We start from the raw sequence: 20,601 nt of genomic DNA, 5'->3' as shown, positions 1-20,601 counted from the left end.
TTCAACCCTCCAGATTGAGTCCTGCCTCCTCGTTAACCTTTCTCCAGCTCCGCCCGAAGAGGAGGGGAAGCCTTCCGGGCTTCACAATCTTCTCCCACCTTTCGAGGAGTTTGGCCTCTTCTCTGAAGGCCCATTCCGTCAAAGCTCTCAAATCCTCCGGCGTCTTCTCAATCTCCCTTGCCTTCTCCACTATCTCGGCCTGCAGTCTATCCCTCTCGCGGGCGAAGTCCTCGATGTAGGTGCGGTAGTTCGTCAGGAACCTCCTGTGGAAGGCCTCGAAGCGCCACCAGTATGCATCGGGATCGTAGCGGTTGGTGGGTTCCTTTCCGAGGTCTGGGAGGCCGCCCTCGAAGGTCACCGGCTTGAAGATGCTCAGACAGGGGTTTGAAGTACCCGTGAACCAGTGGAGGCCCTTTCCAAGCTCGGAAACCTGAGAAGAGGCAGTCTGAGATGGCCTCGTTAGGCCGCCGTAGTGCATGCATATGTCCCTCATCGAGCCCTTCTCCGGGCGGTAGGGCTCAAAGGAGTGGGAGCGAAGAAGGGACATCATGTACTCGAGCGTTATCTCGCCCTCACGTTCCTTCAGCTTCTTCAGCGTGAAGGCCCTCCTCTCCCTGCCGTGGGCGAAGTGGGTGTAAAAGCGGTCCGAGAAGTGCCTCGCAAAGCTGAAAGAACCCTTTCTCGCGAGCCTCTCGACGCCCTCGGATGCCATGTCCCAGTCGCCTTCTATCGTGAGGGCGTTGGAGATGGAGTAAACACCCTCGATTTTCTTTGCGGCCCACTCCTTCCCAACCGTCTCAAGAACCCACGCCTCCTTGGGGTCGGCTATTATGAAGGAGCTGAAGTAGTAGAGCTTGTGGCTTTTGCTCCCGTTTCCACCCTGCAAACCCTGCTCAACGATGCCGGTTATGAATGTCAGAGCCTCTCTCGCGCTCTTCGTCCTCTCAAGGGCGAGGCGTATCATGTCCATTCCGGTTATTCCTTTCTCCGGCACCTTGACCTTCGTGAAGACCGCGGTGTTGCCTATCGCCAGCTCGAACTCGTTCATACCCATCTCTGCCCCCCACATCCACCAGGGGCGGGAGAGGATTACCGCGTAGGTCTCCTTCACCTGCGGGAACTCCACATAGGTTAACCGGACTCTCTCCTCCTCGTGCCTGGTCCTCGGTATGAACTCAAGTACCTGAGCCTCGTTCGGCTCGCGGTCGCTGTTCTTGGCGAAGAGAGTTGTTCCCTCCCTGGTGGCCTCGGGAGTGGCCACGAGAATATCGCACATGGTTTCACCCGTGAATCATTGGGAGAAGTTTTATAAGAGGCTTTCCGTTAGGGCCGGCCGATGAGGAGGGAGCTGACGGTACTCCAGGGACGCAGGGAGAAGGCGGGGAAGCTGAGGAGGCTGAAGGTGAAGAGGAAGAACGTCCTCCTGTTAGCCGTCTCCATGTTCCTCGCCAACGTCGCCTTCGGAATGGCCTTCCCCTACCTGAGCGTCTACATGCGCCTCCTCGGCGGAACGATGCTGATGGTCGGCCTCCTGAGCGTTGCCTTCAACCTGACCTCGACGGTCTTCCAGTACCCATTCGGCTGGCTGTCGGACTCGACCGGCAACAGGAAGGGCTTCATAGCCCTCGGTCTGTTTTCGACCGGCGTGTTCTACACAGCAATGGCGCTCGTATCCACTCCCCTCGCCCTCCTCGCCCTCAGAACGGCCCAGGGAGCTTTGGGTTCGGCGATGATGCCGGCCAAGTCTGCCCTCATAGCGGAGCTATCCACGAGGATAGGCTCGGCCTACGGTATCTTCTCCACCGTCGAGAACTCGGGCTTCATGGTGGGCAACTTCCTCGGCGGCTTCCTCGTGAAGAGAACTGGGATAGATGGGATATTCGTGTTCTCAGGTGTCCTGCTGGTGATTTCCACTGCGATAGCCCTGGCCATGCGCGAGAGGCCGAGGGGGAGGAGGGCCCCCAGGTTGCTCCTTATCCCCCAGGAGGGAAGGGAGAGCGAAAGGGTGACGGTCAGGAAAACAGCCCTCGGGAAGCTCATGAGGGGCGAGCTTGGTCTGTTCTACCTCAGCGTCCTGCTGGCGATGATAGCGAGTGGGCAGGTCTACTCGGTGGTCTCGGTCTACTTCGGCGAGACCTTCGGCGAGGAGTGGGTCGGGATTCTCTTCGGCATAGACTCCCTCGCGGCTGCCCTCAGCGGCTACTACATCGGGAAGCTGATAGACAGGCACGGCGCCAGGAACTTCTACCTGCTCTCCATAGCCGGCTACGGTATAGCCTTCCTCGGCTACGCCTTCGCGAAGAACATCTACCTGATGCTCCCCGTCGCCTTCATCTCGGGCGTGAAGTGGTCGATGACGCTGAACTCATCCTCCACCTACGTCGCCGAGAGGGTGAAGGTGAGCGAACGCGGCCAGGCGATGGGCCTTCTAAACGCCATGATGAGCCTCGGCTGGGTGGTAGGGCCGCTAATCGGGGGCTACCTCTCTGGAATAAGCTTCACGCTGAACTTCGTCAGCACACTGATTCCCCTCGGGCTGGCATTCGTTTTGGCCCTCAAACTGCCAGGGTGATGCACTCAGGCGGGACTTTCTCCACTATCCTCACGTTCTTTCCGGCTTTGTAAACCCTTAAACCCTTTCTCCTCAGGCATTCCGCATCTATGATTAGCAGAACCACATCTTTTCCGTGTCTCCTGCCGGTTTCGAGGGCCTCGCTCCTGCTCGTGCTCAGGTGGACGAACTGCCTCCTCATCGGCTTGAGTCCCTCGCGCATAATCCTCTCAAGGTTCCTCCTCGGCGTGCCGTGGTAGAGAACCCTCGACTCCCTGTCCTCCTCGTGGTTCAAAGAGACTGGAAAGCTGTGGCCGTAGCGGGCGCGGATTTTATCCCCCCTTATCTCGTAGCGCCCCTTGGAGTCCCTCTCGACGATCTCCCACACAAAATCCTCGGTAACGTCCGGGTAAACCGTTCGGAGCGCCCTGACGAGTTCGCTCAGCGGCACAAAGCCCTCAACGTCGGGTTTAAGCCCGAACTCCTCCGGCGAGTGGCGGAGAATGTAGGCCATCAGCCTGCCAACCTTGACCCTCGGCGGCATGGAGAAAAGTGGGAGAGGGAAATAAAAAACCTCACGGCAGTTCAATGACCGCCCACACCGGCCTGTGGTCGGACACGAGGACGTCGCAGAGGCAGCCGTGGTCCTTAACCTCGGCCGGCCAGCCGTTCTTGAGCAGTATGTAGTCGATGTTCTCCTTATCGACCACGCCGTTGCGCTCCCAGAGGAACGTGTAGGGCGGCCTCTCGGGGAAGGCGTCGCGGTAGTCGCGGGTGAGTATCTCTATCGCCTTCTCGTCCGGCTCGGCGTTGGTGTCGCCGGCTATCACCTGGGCCACCGGCGAGGCCTCGGCAAACTTAAGTAATTCCTCTGCCTGCATTGCCCTTTCCTCCTCACTGAGTCCCATGTGGACGTTCACCACCGTTATTCCAAGCTCCTCAATGGAGACCTTCTGGGCCGGCCTCGCCTGGCCGACGCTCTCGAGGTTGAGTTCGCTTTCCGTCTCCATGTGCCAGTGGGAGAAGACCGCTATTCCGTAGGTTCCCTCGACGGCCGGTTTGTACTCGTAGGCGTAGCCGAGGTGGGCCGAGACGAAGAGCGGAACGTCCTGGTAGCCGTTGCCTATCATTCCCCCGACGACCTCCTGGGCGAGCCACACGTCGGGCTTCTGCTCGGCGAGAAGGTTCACAACCTCGTAGCCGTTGAACGTTCCGTCGTACGGCCCGAATCCCTGGTGGACGTTGTAGGTCCACACGAGAACGTCCTTCTTGGCCTCGACGTAGGTCGGTCCCGCGTTGAAGAGGGCGAGGACGATGACCGAGGCCACCACAACGCCGAGGAGTGGACCAGCAATCTCCTTTACGCTCGGAAGGCTTACCTCGGCGCTCTTCCTGTAGGCGCTGAGGGCGTAGATGACAGATACAACCAGAATGAGGGCCTCAAGCCTGTCCTCCATGAAGGGCAGGCCTATGTCCCTGCCGACGTAGGCTCCGAGGGCGAGCGTGGCGACGAGGAACAGGTAAACGGCCCCGATGACTCCCCCTCTGCTGCCCTTCGCGTTCTCAACGAGGGCGATGGCAGAGGCGAGAGCTATTGGGAGACCCACCAGCGAGAGGGGCTTGAGGAAGAGCTTCGCCGAGCCGATTATCAGGAGCGCCATCGCGACCGTCGGCTTCCTCGCGAGGTACGGGCCGAGCAGTATCGCCAGGGCGAGGAGCAGGGAGAAACCCACGAACCCCGGAAGGTAATAGACCGTCATTCCGGAGTAGCGCATCACCGCGTTGGGGTAAATCAGCCCCAGTTCGAGCAAGGCCGCGAAGGCGTAGAGACCGAAGCCGGGCTTCTTGAGCGTTCCCGGTTCCTTCCAGAGAGCATAAGCTCCTAGAAGCAGGAAGAGCGCCAGAACAACCCTCGTGTACGGGAAGTCGGCCGGTTCGGCTCCAACGGCCAGCACGCGGAGCGAGAGGTCCGCCACGAGACCCATGGCGAGGTACTTGACGTCAAGCTCCTTGACGAGGGCGAGCGCAACGGGCAGGGCGAAGGCCGCTAATAGATGGACGTACTCCGTGGCATCGGTGGCGAGGAGTGCGAGGGCGTAGGCCGCCATTATTGCCGCTCCGCCCTTCCGGGCAATTCTCCCCACGAGAAAGGCGGCCAGAAGGAGCAGGAGAATTCCCAGTCCGGATGGGAAGTTCATTCCATAGAAGAAAGTCTTCTCCAGACTTGAGTACGCTCCGGCCACAAAGACCCTGAGGGACGAGGCCAGCAGCACCCCAGTTCCAAGACCGAGCAGTATTTTATCCCTCTCGTCCACCTTCATATCCATCACCTAAAACCCAAGTTGTTGGGAGAACACTTAAACTTTGTTGATGTTTCAACCGAAAGATGAAGAAGAGAGAAAAGCGCTCAGCGGAACCTCCTGAGGGCCATTTCGGCGGCAACGGTTATCGGGTCTATCGTCGGGCTCACCGGTGGGGCGTAGGCGGTCTCGAGATAAACGACGTCCTCCACCGTCGCGTCTTTCTGTGCCAGAGCGGAGAGGGTCATTATCCTGCCCCAGACGCGCTCGCCGCCGACTATCTGCGCTCCGATGAGCTTCCTGTCTGACTTTCTGAAGATAACCTTGACCGTTATCGGCTTTCCACCCGGATAGTATTCCGGCTTGGTGGAGCCCTTGAACTTGCCGACGGCTATCTCAACCCCCGCCTTCTTCGCCCGCTCCTCGGTTATTCCGAAGGTGCCTATCTCGAGGCCAAAGAGTTCGGTTATCGCCGTGTTGAAGACCGGCCTGAAGGAGGCGTCCTTTCCGGCTATGTGTTCAGCGGCAACCTTCGCCATCCTCACCGCGCTCGTTCCCAGCTGACTGAGCGTTCTCTCGCCGGTTACCGCGTCGATGACCTCTGCGCAGTCGCCTATCGCGTATATGTCCGGATCGCTGGTCTGGAGGTGCTCGTTCACGACTATACCGCGATTCACCTCAAGCCCGGCCGCCTTTGCGAGGTCTGTGTTGGCTCTCACGCCTGTAGCGACGAGAACGAGGTCGGCTGGAACCTCCTCGTCGCCTATCCTAACCGCCTCGACGGGACTGCCGATGATCTCGCTGACTCCCTCGTTAAACCTGAAGGAGACGCCGTGCCCCTCCATCTCCTTCTGGACGAGCTTGGCGGTGTCCTTGTCGAGCATCGTCGGCATGAGCCGGTCCATAAGCTCGACGACCAGGACCTCCATGCCGAGCTTCGCGAAGGCTTCGGCCCCTTCGAGACCGATTAAACCAGCACCGATGACGACGGCCTTCTTCGGCTTCCTCTCGGCGATGTAGGCCTTGATCCTGCGCACGTCGTCGAGGCTCTTGAGGGTGAAGACTCCCTCGTTCTCGACGCCCTTTATCGGCGGGATGAAAGCTTTGGAGCCAACCGCCAGAACGAGCTTGTCGTAGAGAACCTCGCCCTTATCGGTGATCACGACCTTCCTCTCGCGGTCGATGGATTTGACCTCCGTTCCGAGCATGAGGTTGATTTTCTGCCTCTCGTAGAACTCGTTCGGGAAGACGATAACATCTTCGGGCTTCTCGATGGTGCCGCTGATGACGTGCGGCAGGGCGCAGGGGGAGTACTGCATGGTCCCCTCCTTTCCGATGACGGTTATCTCGGCCTTCCTGTCGAGCTTGCGCATGAACAGCGCGAAGTTGCTTCCGGCTGTGCCAGAACCCACAACGACGATTTTCATGAGCACCACCGGAGGGAGAAGGGTGAGGAGGTATAAAAAGTTGGCTTTAACCTTAGGTTCAGCGCATCCACTTACGAGCTATGACCGCGACGATGAGCGCCATGAAGACGGCCCCGGTCAGGGCTTCGATCGCACTGAGGGCTTTGAGCCAGCCGGTCGGATGCATGTCGCCGTAGCCGAGGGTGGTGAAGGTGACAAGGGAGTAGTAGAGGGCGTTAAGAAAGCCCAAAATTCCACCAGTTGCACAGTGTTCACAAGTGTAAATCGTGCCAACAGGAATTCCAAGAAAGACTTTCTCGGAGAACATTGAAAGAATCCAATAAACAAATCCTATAATGCCAATGACGGCTCCTGATGATATTAAAATCCTACGCCAGCTTGTTCCATATTGCGTTATCCAATCCGCTAAGACTTTTTCAGTTTGAACACCGAGCCACGTTCCAAGATACCCAAAATATGCCTTTAGTTTACTGAGTCCTCTAGATTCGGCTAGATGTTCCTTTGAATTTAGAAGACGAAGTTTCCTCTTGGCACGCATTTCAAGGACGAACATTCTGTCGGCTTCGTCGCGTTTGCCTTCTTTTTCGAAACTCAGGCGCTGAACACGAGCAACTTCGATTAGAGCTTGAATGTTTGAAAAACGAGACTTGAAAAAGTTCCAGAGTTGGGATGTATCAGTTTCGTTCTTCAACTTCCCCAAAAAGTCGGCCCCCTCTTTGAAGTCACAGTTGGCAAAGCTTAATTCATCATAGAACCCTGTATTAACAAAGCTTGCCACTCTTTCAAAGACAGAGCCTTCAAAGGTTGTATCACCGTGAAAGGTTGCATTGTTGAAACTCACATCCTTCTCAAACACCACGGAGTTAAAGCTGACGTTTCTAAACTGGGCAGAATCAAACAAGGAAGTGTCCTTAAACCTTGATCTTGAAAAATTCGTCTCTCCTCTCTCCTCACTAAACAAGCAATACTGAAAATTAACCTTTTTATCAAAGATGCAAGATTCAAAATTAACATTTCCTTTAAATTCAGAATTGTGGAAATCCATTTCAGCATGAAATTCTGAAGCATGAGTTTTAAATGGAAATCCCCCAGGATATTCCTCCCTAGACCTAAATAACATTTCTTCATCTCCAAAAATAGCATCAGAATGAAAATGAACACTTTCAAAGTTTATATCTGTGGTAAATACACAATGATCAAATATCACAGGGCCATAGAAGTTCGCCCCCTTAAATCTAACATCAAGTACATCATTGATTTTCTGCCCGGATACAAACTGACATTCTTCGAAGATCATTCTTCCATGAGATTCAATTCCTTCGAAATTAACTCCTTTGAAAAATTTGACCTTACAAAACCTGGCTTCTCTAAAGTTGGAGTCATTAAAATATACATGGCTTTCGAAAGTTACACTATCAAAAAGCGCAGGCGGACCAAAAAACAGAGTATCAGACGAAAAGCATGCCTCTGAAAAGTCCACAGATTTTTTAAATAGTGTATATCTAAATGGGGTAGTTTCTCCCCATTCTCTGTATTTGACCCTAGAGGTAGCGCTTGGAAACACAAAACCTCTCGCATCTACAGGCCCTGCAAAAACCAATCCCTCGCTCCGAGGCGACTTATATCCAAAGAACTTCAGAACGAACTTATTGTAAAACTCCCTTGCCTCATTCTCATTCTTGTCCGGCTTGTGAAAAATGCAGTACTCCTGATCGGCAGTCTCAGGGTCGCAGTTCCCGAAGTGCGCCATCCTGCACATGGATGCATCTTACGCGTCAGAACTATAAAAGCTTTCGTCCGAAATAGAACAAGAGGAAAAAGAAACCTCACGGCTCAACCACAGTCCCGCTGTGCTTCCCCTTCACAACGTCGAAGAGGTGGTAGGCGTCCTTCTTGCCCACGATGTAGGTCTTTATCCTTCCGCGCTGGATGAACTTGGCCGCCAAAGCGTCGACGACGCCACTTCCTCCCGCCTTGCTCTCGGCCTGCATCGCGATCTCTACGAGCTGGTCGACGGTTATCCTGTCGAGCTTCCTCGCGTTCGGGTTCTTCCTCGGATCACTGTCGTAGACGCCGTCCACGTTGGTAACGACGACCAGAAGGTCGGCCTGCAGGTACTCCGCGAGGAGAGCCGAGACCGCGTCGGTCGTGTGGCCCGGATGCGTTCCGCCCATTATCGGTATCTTCTTGAGCTGGATGACCTCCCAGGCCTTACGGAAGTCCTGAATGACGAAGGGGTAAGCTTTTTCGCCGAGCGCCGCTATCAGGAGCATCGCGTTGGCGCGGGTGATGTGTATGCCGATGTAGTCCTTGAAGGTCTCGTTGGGCGTGAAGGTCTTCGCGGCCGTAATGTACTTGCGCGCCACCTTTCCGCCGCCGACTACCACTGCCACCTCGTGATCCTCGCTTATCTTGATGAGCTCGTAAGCCATCTTCCCGATAAAATCAACGTCCGGGTCGTCCGGAACGAGAACCGAACCGCCTATATCGAAGACTATCCTCATGATGACCCTCACGGTGCTAATCGAAGCCCCTTTATAACCTTTTTCTTGCCGCGGGGGTGTTAAAATAAGGGACGGAGAAAGTGAAAAGGCTCAGCCTATCTGGAAGGCGCTCGTGCGGAGCTCACCGCGCTCGAAGCGGTACGGGTCGTACCACTCCCAGTCGAGCGGAACCTTCGAGCGGCCCTTTGAAATCAGCTCGGCCATCGCCTCCCCAACGGCCGGTGCCATCATGAACCCGTGTCCAGAGAAGCCCGCCGCGATGTAGAAGTTGTCGAGGAGCTTCCCGATTGCCGGGTTGCTGTCCGGCGTCTTCGCGTAGAAGCCCGCCCACTGCCTAACGACGTGAGCGTAGCGAAGCGGCGGGGCGATTCTGACGGCATAGTCCAGAACTCCGCGCAGGAAGTCGTAGGTCGGCTCGTAGTCGTCGAGGCTCTTGGCCTTGTGCTCTATGCCGGCACCGCAGATTATCCCTCCGTCCTCACCGTCCTGGATTATGTAGGCGTCGTTCCAGCTGGGCGGACATACCAGCGGCTCGGCCTGTCCGGGTTCCAGCGGTTCGGTTTTGACGAGCTGGTGCTTGTAGGCGGTGATGGGAACGAGGTCCCGATTTAAGCCAGCCATCTCGTTGATGAGCGGCGCCCAGGCGTTGGCCGCGTTCAGAACTGCGTCAACCTTAACGCTCTCGATCCCCCCGTTGCTCCTGAACTTCACGGCGGTTATAGTATCCCCCTCGCGCTCGAAGCCAACAACTTCCGTGTGCTCCCTTGCATCGACGCCGAGCTCCTTAGCCTTGAAAAGGTAGGCAAAGAGGGTCTTGAAGGGGTTCGCCTTACCGTCCTTCGGGTTCCAGGCTCCGGCTAAAAAAGGCTCTGTGTTGAGAATCGGCACTATCTCCTTCGCCTCCTCCATGTCGATGAGCCTCGTTGGAACGCCGAATTTGTTCTGGAGCTTTATGTTCGCCTTAAACGCCTCAACCTCATCCTCGCTCGTCGCGAGGAACAGATAGCCGGTCTGCCTGAAGACGATGTCGCTCTCCAGCTCCTCCTCAAGCTTCTCCCACCTCTCAACGGAGTGCTTCATCAGTCTGATGTTCGCCTTGTCCGTGAACTGGGCGCGGATTCCGGTGGCACAGCGGAAAGTGGAGCCCGAGCCGAAGTAGTTCTTCTCGAAGAGGATTACCTCCTCGCCGAGCTTCGCCAGCTCGTAGGCGGTGGCAACGCCTATTATCCCGCCGCCGACGATGGCTATTTTACTCATCGTCACCACCCACTATGACCTCTACGCGAACGGGCCTCGTAGGTACCCTGGCCTTCGGAAGCGGTATCTCCTCCTGCTTCTTTCCGGTCTTCCTCGCGAGGATCGACAGCACTATGGGAATGCAGGTCCTTCCCTGGCAGGGACCCATTCCTACGCGGAGAAGCCTTTTGATCTCTTCAATATCGGTGACGCCGGAATCGATGAGCGCTTCCACTTCCTCAACGGTGACGTCGTTACAGCGACAGACGATTTTCTTTCCAGCCATTTTGATCACCTCTCACCAACAGCCCTTGCTTGCGCAAGCGCTGGCGGAAAAGTTTTTACTTTACAACTCGCTCCGGCAGGTGTGAGAGCGTGACTCAAGGCCTTTCGTTGAGTGTTCGCACTTGGAATGCGCCCTTCGGGCGCGGTAAGACTGCGAACTGCCCGGAAAACACCGCTTTTCAATTGCTCTCCTGTCCGAATGTGTCGGATTTTCATTCTCTCACCACCTTAACCGCCCTGACGTCCCAGGCCAGCTCTATCGGCACCTCGACGATGATTATCGGCGTGTCACCCTTGCTCTTCTCCCTCGGCACGACCGTGAGCACCTTCCCCTTTCCAACGGGCTCGCCGACCCTGTTGAGAAGAACGACCTCCTCGCCCTTCTCTGGAACCGGAAGGAGCTCATGGGGCATGGTTATCCTCGCTTTATCGCCGACGTAGTGCACCATGAAGAAGGCCAGGCCGGGGCATATCTGGACACAGAGGGAGCAGCCGATGCACTTGTCGTAGTCAACTATCGGCAGGTCGTTCGGGGTGGGCATGCTTATGGCCCCTGTGGGACATATCTCCCTGCACGGGGCGCAGGGTATCTCCTGCGGGCACTCCGGAACGGCAACGGGCCTCTTCCTGAGCCTCTCCTCGCTCGGCAGGGGGATGAACTTCTCAAGTTCCTCAGGGGTGATGTAGCCCTTTCTAAGGTACTCCGGAATCTCGCTCATTCTCTCACCACCAGTGCCTTCTTTATGCCCTCGAGCACGTGCCTGCCGAAGGGCCCGGAGCGGAACTCCAGGAGGTCTTTCTGAGCCTTCTCCATCTCCTTGAGCCAGCTCTCGTCCGCTATGCCCAGCCGAAGCGCGGCTGCAATTCCGGCGACCTTACCCTCAAGCATCGCGGTCGTTGCCTCCTCTATCCCAGCGGAGTCGCCAGCCACGAAGATTCCCCTGACGGTGGTCTCCATCCACTCGTCACGGACGGCCACGTGCCCGCTGAGCTCACGGACGTACCTTATCTGACAGCCGGCCTGATGGAGGAGCTCGATGCTGGGTCTCAGGCCTACTGCGAGTGCTATAACGTCGACCTCAAAGGTTCTCTCCGTTCCGGGAATTACCCGCCAGTTCTCGTCGAGCTGGGCAACAACAGCTCTCTCGACCTTCTCCTTTCCCTCGGCGCGCAGGATGGTGTGCCTCGTGAGTATCGGAACGCCCAGGCGCCTAACCTTCGCCGCGTGGACGAAGTAGCCGCCCACCTTCGGCATGGCCTCGACTATCGCCTTCACCTCGACGCCGGCCTGGATGAGCTGGTAGGCAAGAATAAGCCCCACGTTTCCGGCTCCGACTATGAGAACCCTATCGCCGGGCTTGACGCCGTAGGTGTTCATAAGCGTCTGAATCGCGCCGGCGCCGTAGATTCCGGGCAGATCGTTGTTCTCGAAGGGTATCATCTTCTCCATCGCGCCGGTGGCGACTATGACCGCCCTTCCGCGGAACTCTATCAGCTCGCGGTTGTTCTTGACGGCCAGGACGAGCTTCTCGTCGCCCTCCTGAAAGATGCCAACGGCGGAGGTTTCAAGGAAGATTTCAACGTTCTCCCGCTTCCTTGCTTCATCCTCGAGGATTTTGGCTATCTCTACTCCCCTGACCCCCGCGAACTGCTCGCGTTTGCCGAAGAACTTGTGGGTCTGCTTGACGAGCTGGCCGCCGAGCATGGGTTGCTCATCGATCAGTATAACACTGGCCCCGGCGTCCGCGGCATGTATGGCCGCCATCAGCCCGGCCGGACCGCCGCCAACCACAACGACATCCGCCCTGACGACCTTCGCGTCCTTGAACTCGGGCGGCTTTGCCTCCTTCGGCAGCTTGGCCTTTCCGCGCTGAGGCTCGATCCTCATGCCGTCTTCAACAAGGGTTATGCAGGAGCGAACGTTTGGGATTCCGTTCACGACCATCAGACACGAGGAGCATTTGCCGATGGCACAGAAGAGCCCCCTGGGCCGCTTCTCGTTGGCTGAATAGTTCAAAACCCTCACGCCAGCGGCGTGAAGGGCCGTCGCTATCGTTTCCCCCTCGTATGCCTTGATCGGCCGTCCTTCAAAGTATATTGTAACCTCCCTGCCACGCTCAAAACGCAGAACAGGATGCTCAGTTAAGCGCACGGTGTATCACCCATGCACCTATTCGTTCACGCGTTTATGAAAATTTTTCAATCCGAAGGTTCTTCACCTTTGGTTTCAGGGATTACCAAAGCTTTATATATCGGGTGGAGGATAAGTTAGCTGGCGGCGGGCTAGGCCGGGGGGTTCGGCGTCCCCTGCAACCGGAAACCGTCGATATGCCGGGGCCGAAGCCCGGGGGGCGGTTCCCAAAGCCGCCCGCGGAAGCCGGGGCACAACGGTGATCCCTCGTCCCACGGGGCCGGCGGTGGGCGGGGTCCGGCTGGAGGGCCGGACTAACGCCCTTTGCCCGCCGAACCCCGCCAGGCCCGGAAGGGAGCAGCGGTAGGCGGGACGTTCGGCGCTCGTGGGGTAGCGGGGGTGAGCGAGCCCCGGTGGAAACGGGCGGTGGAGGGTTCCCACCCCCGGGCGCGCCCGCCGCCACTAGAATTCCGGCAAAAACCTTAATAGTGGACGGCTTCTTTTGCCTTTGAGGTGTCAAGATGGCCAGCCTTGAAGTGGAGCTTTTCGGGATAAGGTTCAGGAATCCCCTCATTCTCGCGTCAGGAATAAACGACAAGGTCCCCGAACAATGGATTAGAGCGCACGAGGAGGGCGCCGGCGGGGTGGTCACCAAATCAATCGGAATCGAACCGAGGAAGGGCTACGACAACCCCACAATCGTAGAGCTTCCCTATGGCCTGGTAAACGCGATGGGCCTACCGAACCCAGGCTGGAGGGGTTTCCTCGAGATGGTCGAGGGTTACACCTTCGACTTTCCGCTCATAGTCTCGATTTTCGGTGGAACACCGGAGGAGTTCGCCTTCCTGGCGGAAAAGCTGAGCGACGTCGCCGATGCATTCGAGCTGAACCTCAGCTGTCCCCACGCGAAGGGCTACGGTATGGAGATCGGCCAGAACCCGGAGAACGTCCACGAGGTCGTCAAAGCCGCCAAAGATGCGACCGACAGGCCTGTGATAGCAAAGCTGACCCCGAACATAGACGACATAACGAAGCTCGGTGTAGCGGCGGAAAAAGCTGGGGCGGATGCGGTTTCGGCGATAAACACGCTGAAGGCTGTGGCGATTGACGTATACGCGAGGAGGCCCATCCTCAGCAACCGTGTCGGCGGCTATTCGGGGCCTGGGGTGAAGCCCGTGGCGTTAAGAGCTGTGTACGACCTCGCGAGAACGCTTGAAATCCCGGTTATTGGAATCGGCGGCATAACCACCTGGCAGGATGCTGTGGAGTTCCTCCTGGCCGGAGCCTCGGCCCTTCAGGTTGGTACTGCCGTCTCGCTCCGCGGGTGGAAGGTGTTCCAGGAGATAAACAAGGGAATAGCTAGATACCTCGAGGATGAGGGCTTTTCGAGCGTGAAGGATATAGTCGGCCTAGCGCTGGAGGAGTAAACATGAAGAAGTGGAAAACATTCTCATTGGGCAGAGATTTGAGTCCCGAAGAAATAGAAAAAGCCACAGAAGAAGCTCTCAATGAGGCTACAAGTGACATCGAACTTCCAGAAAACTTTAAGCCATCAAACTTGGATTTGAGCTGGGTGAGAAAAATGAAGCGCGCCCTGGTGTTGTTCTCGGGTGGGCTTGACTCGACGGCCTGCCTCTACTGGGCGAAGAGAAACTACGACGAGGTCATCATGCTCACCGTGAACTACGGAAGCAACGAGGAGAGAGTCACGAACAAAGTTGCCGAGTTCTTCTCGAAGGAGCTGGGCGTTCCGCTGAAGATAGTCCGCCTTGACTTCCTTGAGGAGTTCTCAAAGCTCCGCGGAACGACGCTCGTCGGCGGGGAGACGCCGAGGGTTACCGCCGAGGAGCTTGAGGACATGAGTGTCGCTCAGGAGACAGCCAAAAGCGTCTGGGTTCCGGCGAGAAACCTCGTCCTTATAAGCGTCGCGGCTTCGCTCCTCGACGCCCTCGGGGGCGGGGACATAGTAGTCGGCTTCAACGCGGAGGAGGGAGCGACCTTCCCGGACAACACGCCCGAGTTCGTTGAGAAGATGAACGAGGCTCTAAAATACGGGACTATGGCCGAGGTTAAGGTTGTTGCTCCGCTCATAGACCTCGACAAGAAGGGCATAGCGCGGCTTTTGAAGGAGCTGAACGCGAAGTACGAGTACTCCAACTCCTGCTACATGCCGAGGGGCTTCACGGAGGACGGGAAGCCGATACACTGTGGCGAGTGCGAGAGCTGTGTGAGGCGCCACCGCGGTCTGATCGAGGCCATCGGTGAGGACAGGACCGTTTACGCGGTTGAGCCGGAGGTTTGAACAGTGTTCTTTTGTTTCTTTCCAAACATTTTTATGGAAGTGACGTATACCCCTAAAGGGTAAGGGAGGTAGAAAAAATGAACATCGTAAAGGTACGGGCCATTCTCTCCACGGTTCTGCTGGTAGTATTCCTTGGCGTTCTGTTCGTCACGGTAGGAGTACTCTACACCACCAGAACCGGCCATCCATTCCTTGGCATGAACAAGAATCAGCTCTTTAGAATCAGAAACGTCTTAGGGCCGCTGATGAACGTGCTGATAATAGTCCACCTCGGGCTGAACTGGGGCATGTATAAAAGGGAGTTGAAAGTTCTTTTCAGAAAGTAAGCCCTAAAACTGAATCTCCCAATGAGGGGTAGCGTCGTCATCCCACCGCAAGATTTATAAATCCCCTCCAAGCTCTTATCTTTGAGCGTGGGGCGGTAGCTCAGCCTGGGAGAGCGCCGGACTGAAGATCCGGGTGTCGGGGGTTCAAATCCCCCTCGCCCCACCACTTTCTCAGCAGCGCGGTGGTAGTCTAGCCTGGTCTAGGACACCGGCCTTCCAAGCCGGTGACCCGGGTTCAAATCCCGGCCACCGCACCACAATCCGTTTCTAGGGATTTCAAACTTCAAGAATTGCCCGCAGCGCGTATTCTGTACCAGGCACAGGCGCCCGTTTACTGGTCGATACCACATAACTATTTGTAAAATTTTCAACCCATTGGCGATTTTACGGAACTCTGTGCGTGCTGTATCATCGGCTCCCTCTTTTCCGCATTGATCGTCAGATTCTGCCAGGTTCAACTTACATTCCGGTGTATCATGGTTTTACATATAAAAACTAAAAGTACCGACAAAGCTGCCAACAACGAAATAATACTTTTTAAAATCGAAAGATTTATATGCTAATGCTAAAATCAGTGCTCTGATGAAGGGTATAATACCCGGATGACCAATTGAACACATCGTAGAAAAGAGGTGTCCACAGATGAATGGGTGGAAGGCCATTGTGGTTGCAGTATTCCTTATTGGTATGATGGCCGGAATGATAGCCGCGGCCCCGGCAAAGCCCGCGACCCCTGTGCAGGTTCAGCAGAAGAACTACGGTTTACTGACCCCCGGACTGTTCAAGAAAGTTCAGAAAATGAACTGGAACCAGGAGGTCAGCACGGTAATAATGTTCAACAGCCCCTCAGATAGGGACAGGGCACTTAGGCTGCTGAAGGCCATGGGGGCCGAGGTTAAGTATTCGTACAGGATTATCCCGGCGGTTGCTGTCAAAATGAAGGTCAGGGACCTTCTTCTAATTGCAGGAATGATCGATACTGGTTTCTTCGAGAAAGGGAGAATATCCGGAATACGGTTCATCCAGGAGGACTACAAGGTCCAGGTCAGCGTTGAGACGGAGGGCCTTGATGAGTCCGCGGCGCAGGTCATGGCCACAAACCTCTGGAACCTTGGTTACGACGGCTCGGGAATAACCATCGCGGTAATCGACACCGGTATAGACGCCTCGCATCCCGACCTCCAGGGCAAGGTGGTCGGCTGGAAGGACTACGTGAACGGCCGTTCGAGCCCCTACGATGACAACGGTCACGGGACGCACGTTTCCAGTATCGCCGCGGGAACGGGTGCGGCAAGCAACGGCAAGTACAAGGGAATGGCACCCGGAGCAAAGCTCGTTGGGGTGAAGGTCCTCAACGCAGAGGGTTCCGGAAGCATTTCCGATATCATAGCCGGTGTTGACTGGGCCGTTCAGAACAAGGACAAGTACGGGATAAAGGTCATCAACCTCTCCCTCGGTTCAAGCCAGAGCTCCGATGGAACCGATTCCCTCAGTCAGGCGGTTAACAACGCCTGGGACGCCGGAATAGTGGTCTGCGTTGCCGCCGGAAACAGCGGCCCGGACAAGTACACCGTTGGCTCCCCCGCGGCAGCGAGCAAGGTCATAACCGTCGGCGCCGTCGATAAGTACGACGTCATAACCGACTTCTCCAGCAGGGGCCCGACGGCCGACGGCAGACTCAAGCCGGAGGTCGTGGCGCCGGGCAACTGGATCATAGCCGCCCGCGCCAGCGGAACCCAGCTCACAGACGTTACCGTGGGAGACTACTACGTCGCCGCCCCGGGAACCTCAATGGCCACACCCCACGTTGCTGGAATCTCGGCGCTCCTCCTTCAGGCTCACCCGAGCTGGACCCCAGACCACGTTAAAACCGCCCTCATCGAGACGGCGGACATAGTAAAGCCGGACGAGATAGCGGACATCGCCTACGGTGCCGGTAGGGTCAACGCGTACAAGGCCTCCAACTACGACAGCTATGCCAAGCTCGTCTTCACCGGCTCCGTTGCCAACAAGGGAAGCGCCACCCACACCTTCGACATCAGCGGCGCGACCTTCGTTACCGCGACCCTCTACTGGGACAACAGCGGAAGCGATATCGACCTCTACCTCTACGACCCCAACGGCAACCAGGTCGACTACTCATACACCGCCTACTACGGCTTCGAAAAGGTCGGCTACTACAACCCGACCTCCGGCACCTGGACGCTCAAGGTCGTCAGCTACTCCGGAAGCGCCAACTACCAGGTTGACGTCGTCAGCGACGGCTCCCTCAGCGAATCCAGCGGCGGTGGGGGCGGAGGAACCCAGCCCACCGTTGATGAGCAGACCTTCACCGGCTACGTCCACGACTACTACGACAGGAGCGACAGCTTCAAGATGACCGTCAACAGCGGTGCCACCAAGATAACCGGCGACCTCGTCTTCGACACGGGCGCCCACGACCTTGACCTCTACCTCTACGACCCGAACGGCAACCTCGTTGACCGCTCCGAGAGCTACAACAGCAACGAGCACGTCGAGTACAGCAACCCCGCTCCGGGCGACTGGACGTTCCTCGTCTACGCCTACAACACCTACGGCTGGGCCTCGTACACCCTCTACGGAAAGGTCTACTACGGCTGAAGCTTTTTAACTTCTTTTTATCCTATTTACGGGGTGGTGAAATGAGAGGCATTCTTGCGGTGGGAGTCCTTCTCATGCTGATCGTATCAACCGCGTCCGGGGCGGAGGCTGGAAGCGCTGAAATCATGCCCTACGTTTATGAACCCACAGTCCCCGACACGGCATTCTCTGTTCTGGCGTTCTACGAGAACGGGGACTACGCACGTGTTCTGGAAGGCTGCGAATGGTTGATGATGCTGAAGACGCCCTTCGACTCGTGGGGGTTTGCCCAGGGCGAGGAACACGAAGCAAAGTACACCGCGATGGCAATGATGGCCCTGATGAGGGGAGAGCGGGTCGCCAGGGGAAGGTACAACTCAACCCTGAACAGTGCGGCATACTGGCTCATATACACGCAGAACCCCGACGGTTCATGGGGGGACTACACCGACACGGCGCTGGCGCTAATCGCGCTCAGGGAATTTCTTAACGGCTATATCAACGAGAACCTCACCGGCTTTGAAAAGCAGGTGGGGGAAGCCGTAGACAGGGCAACCGGCTGGCTGATGGGAACCGAACCCAAAACCGACACCGAGAGGATATTCGGCTACATGGCCCTCGGGAAGAGGGAGGAGCTTGAGAAGATGGAGGTTTCCGGCGAGCTGGAAGCGTACAGGGCCTTCGCGCTGGCCTATCTGGGGGAGGGGGTTGAGCTCGATGGGAACTTTAAGAGCACCGTCGCCCTCGCGATGGCCCTCTACGCGACCCTCAACGGGAAGTACCGCGAGGAACTCCTCCAGAGGGAGCACTTCGGATTTTGGGGAACGCTCCACTACCGCGTCCTCGACCTCCTGAGCGTTTCCAAGATAGGGGGCTTCGAGAACCTCCGCCCGACAGCCTGCCCCTACCTCTCGAAGGTTCATCCAACGGACGACTGGGAGCGGGTTATCCTCGCGGACTACTACCTCCTCTGCAACATAACCCCCGAACTGCCCTCCAACCTCTCGGCCCTCCTCCCCTGGCAGGTGGCCGAGCTCGCGAGGGTTAAGGCCCTTATGGGGGAGGACTATTCCGCCGAAGTCAGCTACCTCCTCTCCACCTCTGAGAACGGCGTCTGGAAGGACTTCTACAACACGGAATACGTCGTCTGGGTCTTCAGGACCCTCAACATGAGCTACGACTACTCCAAATCCCTCGACTACCTCTCGAAGAACCTCACGTGGATGCTCTCCACCAAAGACCCGAAGACGGGAAACCCGGTCTACTACAACACCCCGACCTACTACTTTGCCTACGCTCTGCTGGTCTTCCGCAGCTTCGGAATGGAGCGGGAGCTCAACAAGACCCTGAACGTCCTCGCGGAGAGGCAGTACGAGAACGGGGCCTTCCCCTACACCCAGGGTTCGATAGCGGGAATAACCTCGACGGCAAAGGCAGTCTGGGCTCTCCATGAGGCTGGACTTACCGACACAGAGCTTTACGAGAAAGGCGTTTCCTTCCTCAGGAGCCTGCTCTACGCCGAAATCCCCTCGCCGGAAGTCGGAGAGAACGCGGTCAGCCTGGCCAACGCCACCTTCCTCCTCGTGAGAGACGGCTCCTACGCGGGCAACTCCACCGGCAGGGCCGAGCTGACGGGCCTGGACGGCTACGTGGTAATCTACCCGTCGAAGAACCCCCTCGTCATCTCCGCCGAGGAGGTCAACGGCTTCCGGGCAGTCGAGCCTGCTACCGGGGACGAGAGAACGGCCTACTTCTACATAGCGGCCGGCGTGGCCCTCATAGCCCTGGCGGTGGTCGTCGTCAGAAGGGGGAGAAGAGGGGGGAGGAAGTGACTCCCCTGTTTTTCGTTTTCAGGTGGTCGAGGCCTCTTCGTCGTTGTAGAGCTCGTCGCCGACGGTAATCCTCTCCTCGAAGCCCTTCGAGCCCTCGAGGGTCTGAATCCTGAACATGTAGCTCTTGTACCAGTTGTATGACGGCTTGACCTTGACCGGCAGGAGCTTCCAGGCGCGGGTCTCTTCCTCATAGCCCCAGTTGACGTACTCGTTGAAGTTCCTGATGATGTCGGTGATGACGACCCCGAACTCGTTGAGGAGAACCCTCTGAATTTCCCTCCACTTGTCGAGCGAGCTCTCGCGCCTCGTTATGCCGAAGTAGCCGGCGCAGCCAGGACCCTTGAGGGTCGCTATGCCCCTTCCAACGAAGGCCCTTATGGCCTCGACGGTCTCGGGCGGGTCGGTGATGAAGGTATCGAACTTGTGGAGCGCGTAGTCCGGGAGCGGCTCGCGGAGGTCGAAGGTGAACATCTCGATGTTCTCGTAGCCGAGCTCGTCGGCGGTTTTCTCGATGAACTTCACGAGGCGCTCGTCAATGTCGAGGACAGCAATGCGCTTCGGAAGGCCGCTGAGCATGAGGGCTATGCTGGTCAGGTCGTCGTCTCCGAGAACGAAGACCTCCTTGTTCTCAAGGTCCCCGCGCGTGTGCATGAGGGCTATCCTGGCGACGGTCGTCTCGGGGGTAACGTAGGCCTGGTCGAAGTCGTGCTTGGGCTGCGGCCTGTCCTTGACTATCTCCTTGAACTGCTCGAGGAGGTCACTGAAGGCGTTCAGTTCAACCGTCTTGCCCTCGCAGTGGGAGCAGGTGTAGTCCTTCCTGGCGCCGATTCCATACTTCTCCACCAGCTTCCTGCCGCTCTGGGTGAGGACGACGCTCGGGCCGTCGAAGGCAACGTAGCCGAGCTCGTGGAGTGCGGTGACAACGGCAACGACGAGCGGGAGCGGCTCCTCGCTGAGGTCAACGATTCTCCAGACGTCTCCACTCGCCTGGATGGCGCTCAGAACGTTCTCGATGGTTCTCTCGTAAACGGGGATGCTCGTCTTCTCCCTAACCTTCTCAACTATCTCCATCATCGCAAGCACCTCCAGAAGCATTTTTTGTTCGT

The 20,601-nt window shown here is 57.1% G+C and carries 17 protein-coding genes, 2 tRNA genes and 1 other RNA gene; 9 read left to right on the top strand and 11 right to left on the bottom strand.

Annotation, left to right across the window (positions count from 1 at the left end):
- Window position 1: 1 nt before the first annotated feature.
- Complete coding sequence (locus GQS_RS08865) at window positions 2–1,276, bottom strand: C69 family dipeptidase (RefSeq protein ID WP_014013344.1); 1,275 nt, start codon at window positions 1,274–1,276, stop codon at window positions 2–4.
- A gap of 60 nt (window positions 1,277–1,336) precedes the next feature.
- On the opposite strand from GQS_RS08865, the gene GQS_RS08860 reads away from it, so the two are divergent.
- Complete coding sequence (locus GQS_RS08860; RefSeq protein ID WP_014013343.1) at window positions 1,337–2,572, top strand: MFS transporter; 1,236 nt, start codon at window positions 1,337–1,339, stop codon at window positions 2,570–2,572.
- Here GQS_RS08860 and GQS_RS08855 read toward each other — a convergent pair.
- The 9 genes from GQS_RS08855 to GQS_RS08815 form a co-directional block, all read right to left on the bottom strand.
- The gene (locus GQS_RS08855) at window positions 2,556–3,095 is read right to left on the bottom strand and encodes an RNA 2'-phosphotransferase (protein ID WP_048056563.1); all 540 of its coding nucleotides are present in this window, start codon (window positions 3,093–3,095) and stop codon (window positions 2,556–2,558) included. The genes GQS_RS08860 and GQS_RS08855 overlap by 17 nt on opposite strands.
- Window positions 3,096–3,126: 31 nt before the next feature.
- Window positions 3,127–4,872 carry an endonuclease/exonuclease/phosphatase family protein gene (locus GQS_RS08850; RefSeq protein ID WP_014013341.1) on the bottom strand — a complete coding sequence of 582 codons (1,746 nt, stop codon included), beginning with the start codon at window positions 4,870–4,872 and terminating at the stop codon, window positions 3,127–3,129.
- An 86-nt stretch (window positions 4,873–4,958) separates the two neighbouring features.
- Entirely contained in the window at window positions 4,959–6,278 is a 1,320-nt protein-coding gene (locus GQS_RS08845; RefSeq protein WP_014013340.1) for an NAD(P)/FAD-dependent oxidoreductase, read from the bottom strand.
- Between the two features lie 58 nt (window positions 6,279–6,336).
- On the bottom strand, window positions 6,337–8,037 hold the full coding sequence (locus tag GQS_RS08840; RefSeq protein WP_014013339.1) for a potassium channel family protein: 1,701 nt from the start codon (window positions 8,035–8,037) through the stop codon (window positions 6,337–6,339).
- Window positions 8,038–8,104: 67 nt separating this feature from the next.
- On the bottom strand, window positions 8,105–8,782 hold the full coding sequence (gene pyrH / locus GQS_RS08835) for a UMP kinase (protein WP_014013338.1): 678 nt from the start codon (window positions 8,780–8,782) through the stop codon (window positions 8,105–8,107).
- Window positions 8,783–8,872: 90 nt separating this feature from the next.
- Window positions 8,873–10,039: an FAD-binding oxidoreductase gene (locus tag GQS_RS08830; protein ID WP_014013337.1), complete on the bottom strand. Its 1,167-nt coding sequence runs from the start codon at window positions 10,037–10,039 to the stop codon at window positions 8,873–8,875.
- The gene (locus tag GQS_RS08825; RefSeq protein ID WP_014013336.1) at window positions 10,032–10,304 is read right to left on the bottom strand and encodes a (2Fe-2S)-binding protein; all 273 of its coding nucleotides are present in this window, start codon (window positions 10,302–10,304) and stop codon (window positions 10,032–10,034) included. Before GQS_RS08825 ends, GQS_RS08830 begins: the two co-directional genes overlap by 8 nt.
- 211 nt (window positions 10,305–10,515) lie before the next feature.
- The gene (locus GQS_RS08820; protein ID WP_014013335.1) at window positions 10,516–11,022 is read right to left on the bottom strand and encodes a 4Fe-4S dicluster domain-containing protein; all 507 of its coding nucleotides are present in this window, start codon (window positions 11,020–11,022) and stop codon (window positions 10,516–10,518) included.
- A complete protein-coding gene (locus tag GQS_RS08815; protein WP_014013334.1) occupies window positions 11,019–12,455 on the bottom strand; it encodes an FAD-dependent oxidoreductase in 1,437 nt (478 codons plus the stop codon). The genes GQS_RS08820 and GQS_RS08815 overlap by 4 nt, the downstream gene beginning before the upstream one ends.
- 124 nt (window positions 12,456–12,579) lie before the next feature.
- Here GQS_RS08815 and ffs point away from each other — a divergent pair.
- The 8 genes from ffs (at window position 12,580) to GQS_RS08780 (ending at window position 19,495) form a co-directional block, all read left to right on the top strand.
- An RNA gene (gene ffs / locus GQS_RS10855) (signal recognition particle sRNA) lies at window positions 12,580–12,893 on the top strand.
- Between the two features lie 62 nt (window positions 12,894–12,955).
- The gene (locus GQS_RS08810; protein WP_014013333.1) at window positions 12,956–13,861 is read left to right on the top strand and encodes a dihydroorotate dehydrogenase; all 906 of its coding nucleotides are present in this window, start codon (window positions 12,956–12,958) and stop codon (window positions 13,859–13,861) included.
- A gap of 155 nt (window positions 13,862–14,016) precedes the next feature.
- Window positions 14,017–14,736, top strand: coding sequence for a 7-cyano-7-deazaguanine synthase QueC (gene queC / locus GQS_RS08805; RefSeq protein ID WP_014013332.1), 720 nt, complete (start codon window positions 14,017–14,019; stop codon window positions 14,734–14,736).
- Between the two features lie 77 nt (window positions 14,737–14,813).
- Window positions 14,814–15,062: a DUF4405 domain-containing protein gene (locus GQS_RS08800; protein ID WP_014013331.1), complete on the top strand. Its 249-nt coding sequence runs from the start codon at window positions 14,814–14,816 to the stop codon at window positions 15,060–15,062.
- An 89-nt stretch (window positions 15,063–15,151) separates the two neighbouring features.
- A tRNA-Phe gene (locus GQS_RS08795) sits at window positions 15,152–15,228 on the top strand.
- A gap of 13 nt (window positions 15,229–15,241) precedes the next feature.
- Window positions 15,242–15,319 (top strand) — tRNA-Gly (locus tag GQS_RS08790).
- Between the two features lie 385 nt (window positions 15,320–15,704).
- A complete protein-coding gene (locus GQS_RS08785; RefSeq protein ID WP_014013330.1) occupies window positions 15,705–17,684 on the top strand; it encodes a S8 family serine peptidase in 1,980 nt (659 codons plus the stop codon).
- A gap of 41 nt (window positions 17,685–17,725) precedes the next feature.
- Entirely contained in the window at window positions 17,726–19,495 is a 1,770-nt protein-coding gene (locus GQS_RS08780) for an LPXTG cell wall anchor domain-containing protein (RefSeq protein WP_014013329.1), read from the top strand.
- An 18-nt stretch (window positions 19,496–19,513) separates the two neighbouring features.
- Here the strand turns inward: GQS_RS08780 and bpsA are convergent, their stop codons facing one another.
- Entirely contained in the window at window positions 19,514–20,569 is a 1,056-nt protein-coding gene (bpsA, locus tag GQS_RS08775; RefSeq protein ID WP_014013328.1) for a N(4)-bis(aminopropyl)spermidine synthase, read from the bottom strand.
- Between the last annotated feature and the right edge of the window lie 32 nt (window positions 20,570–20,601).

It is taken from the genome of Thermococcus sp. 4557, from assembly GCF_000221185.1.
Lineage (GTDB): Archaea > Methanobacteriota_B > Thermococci > Thermococcales > Thermococcaceae > Thermococcus.
Note: the sequence above shows the minus strand (reverse complement) of the source record. Positions and strands in the feature narration are given on the sequence as shown.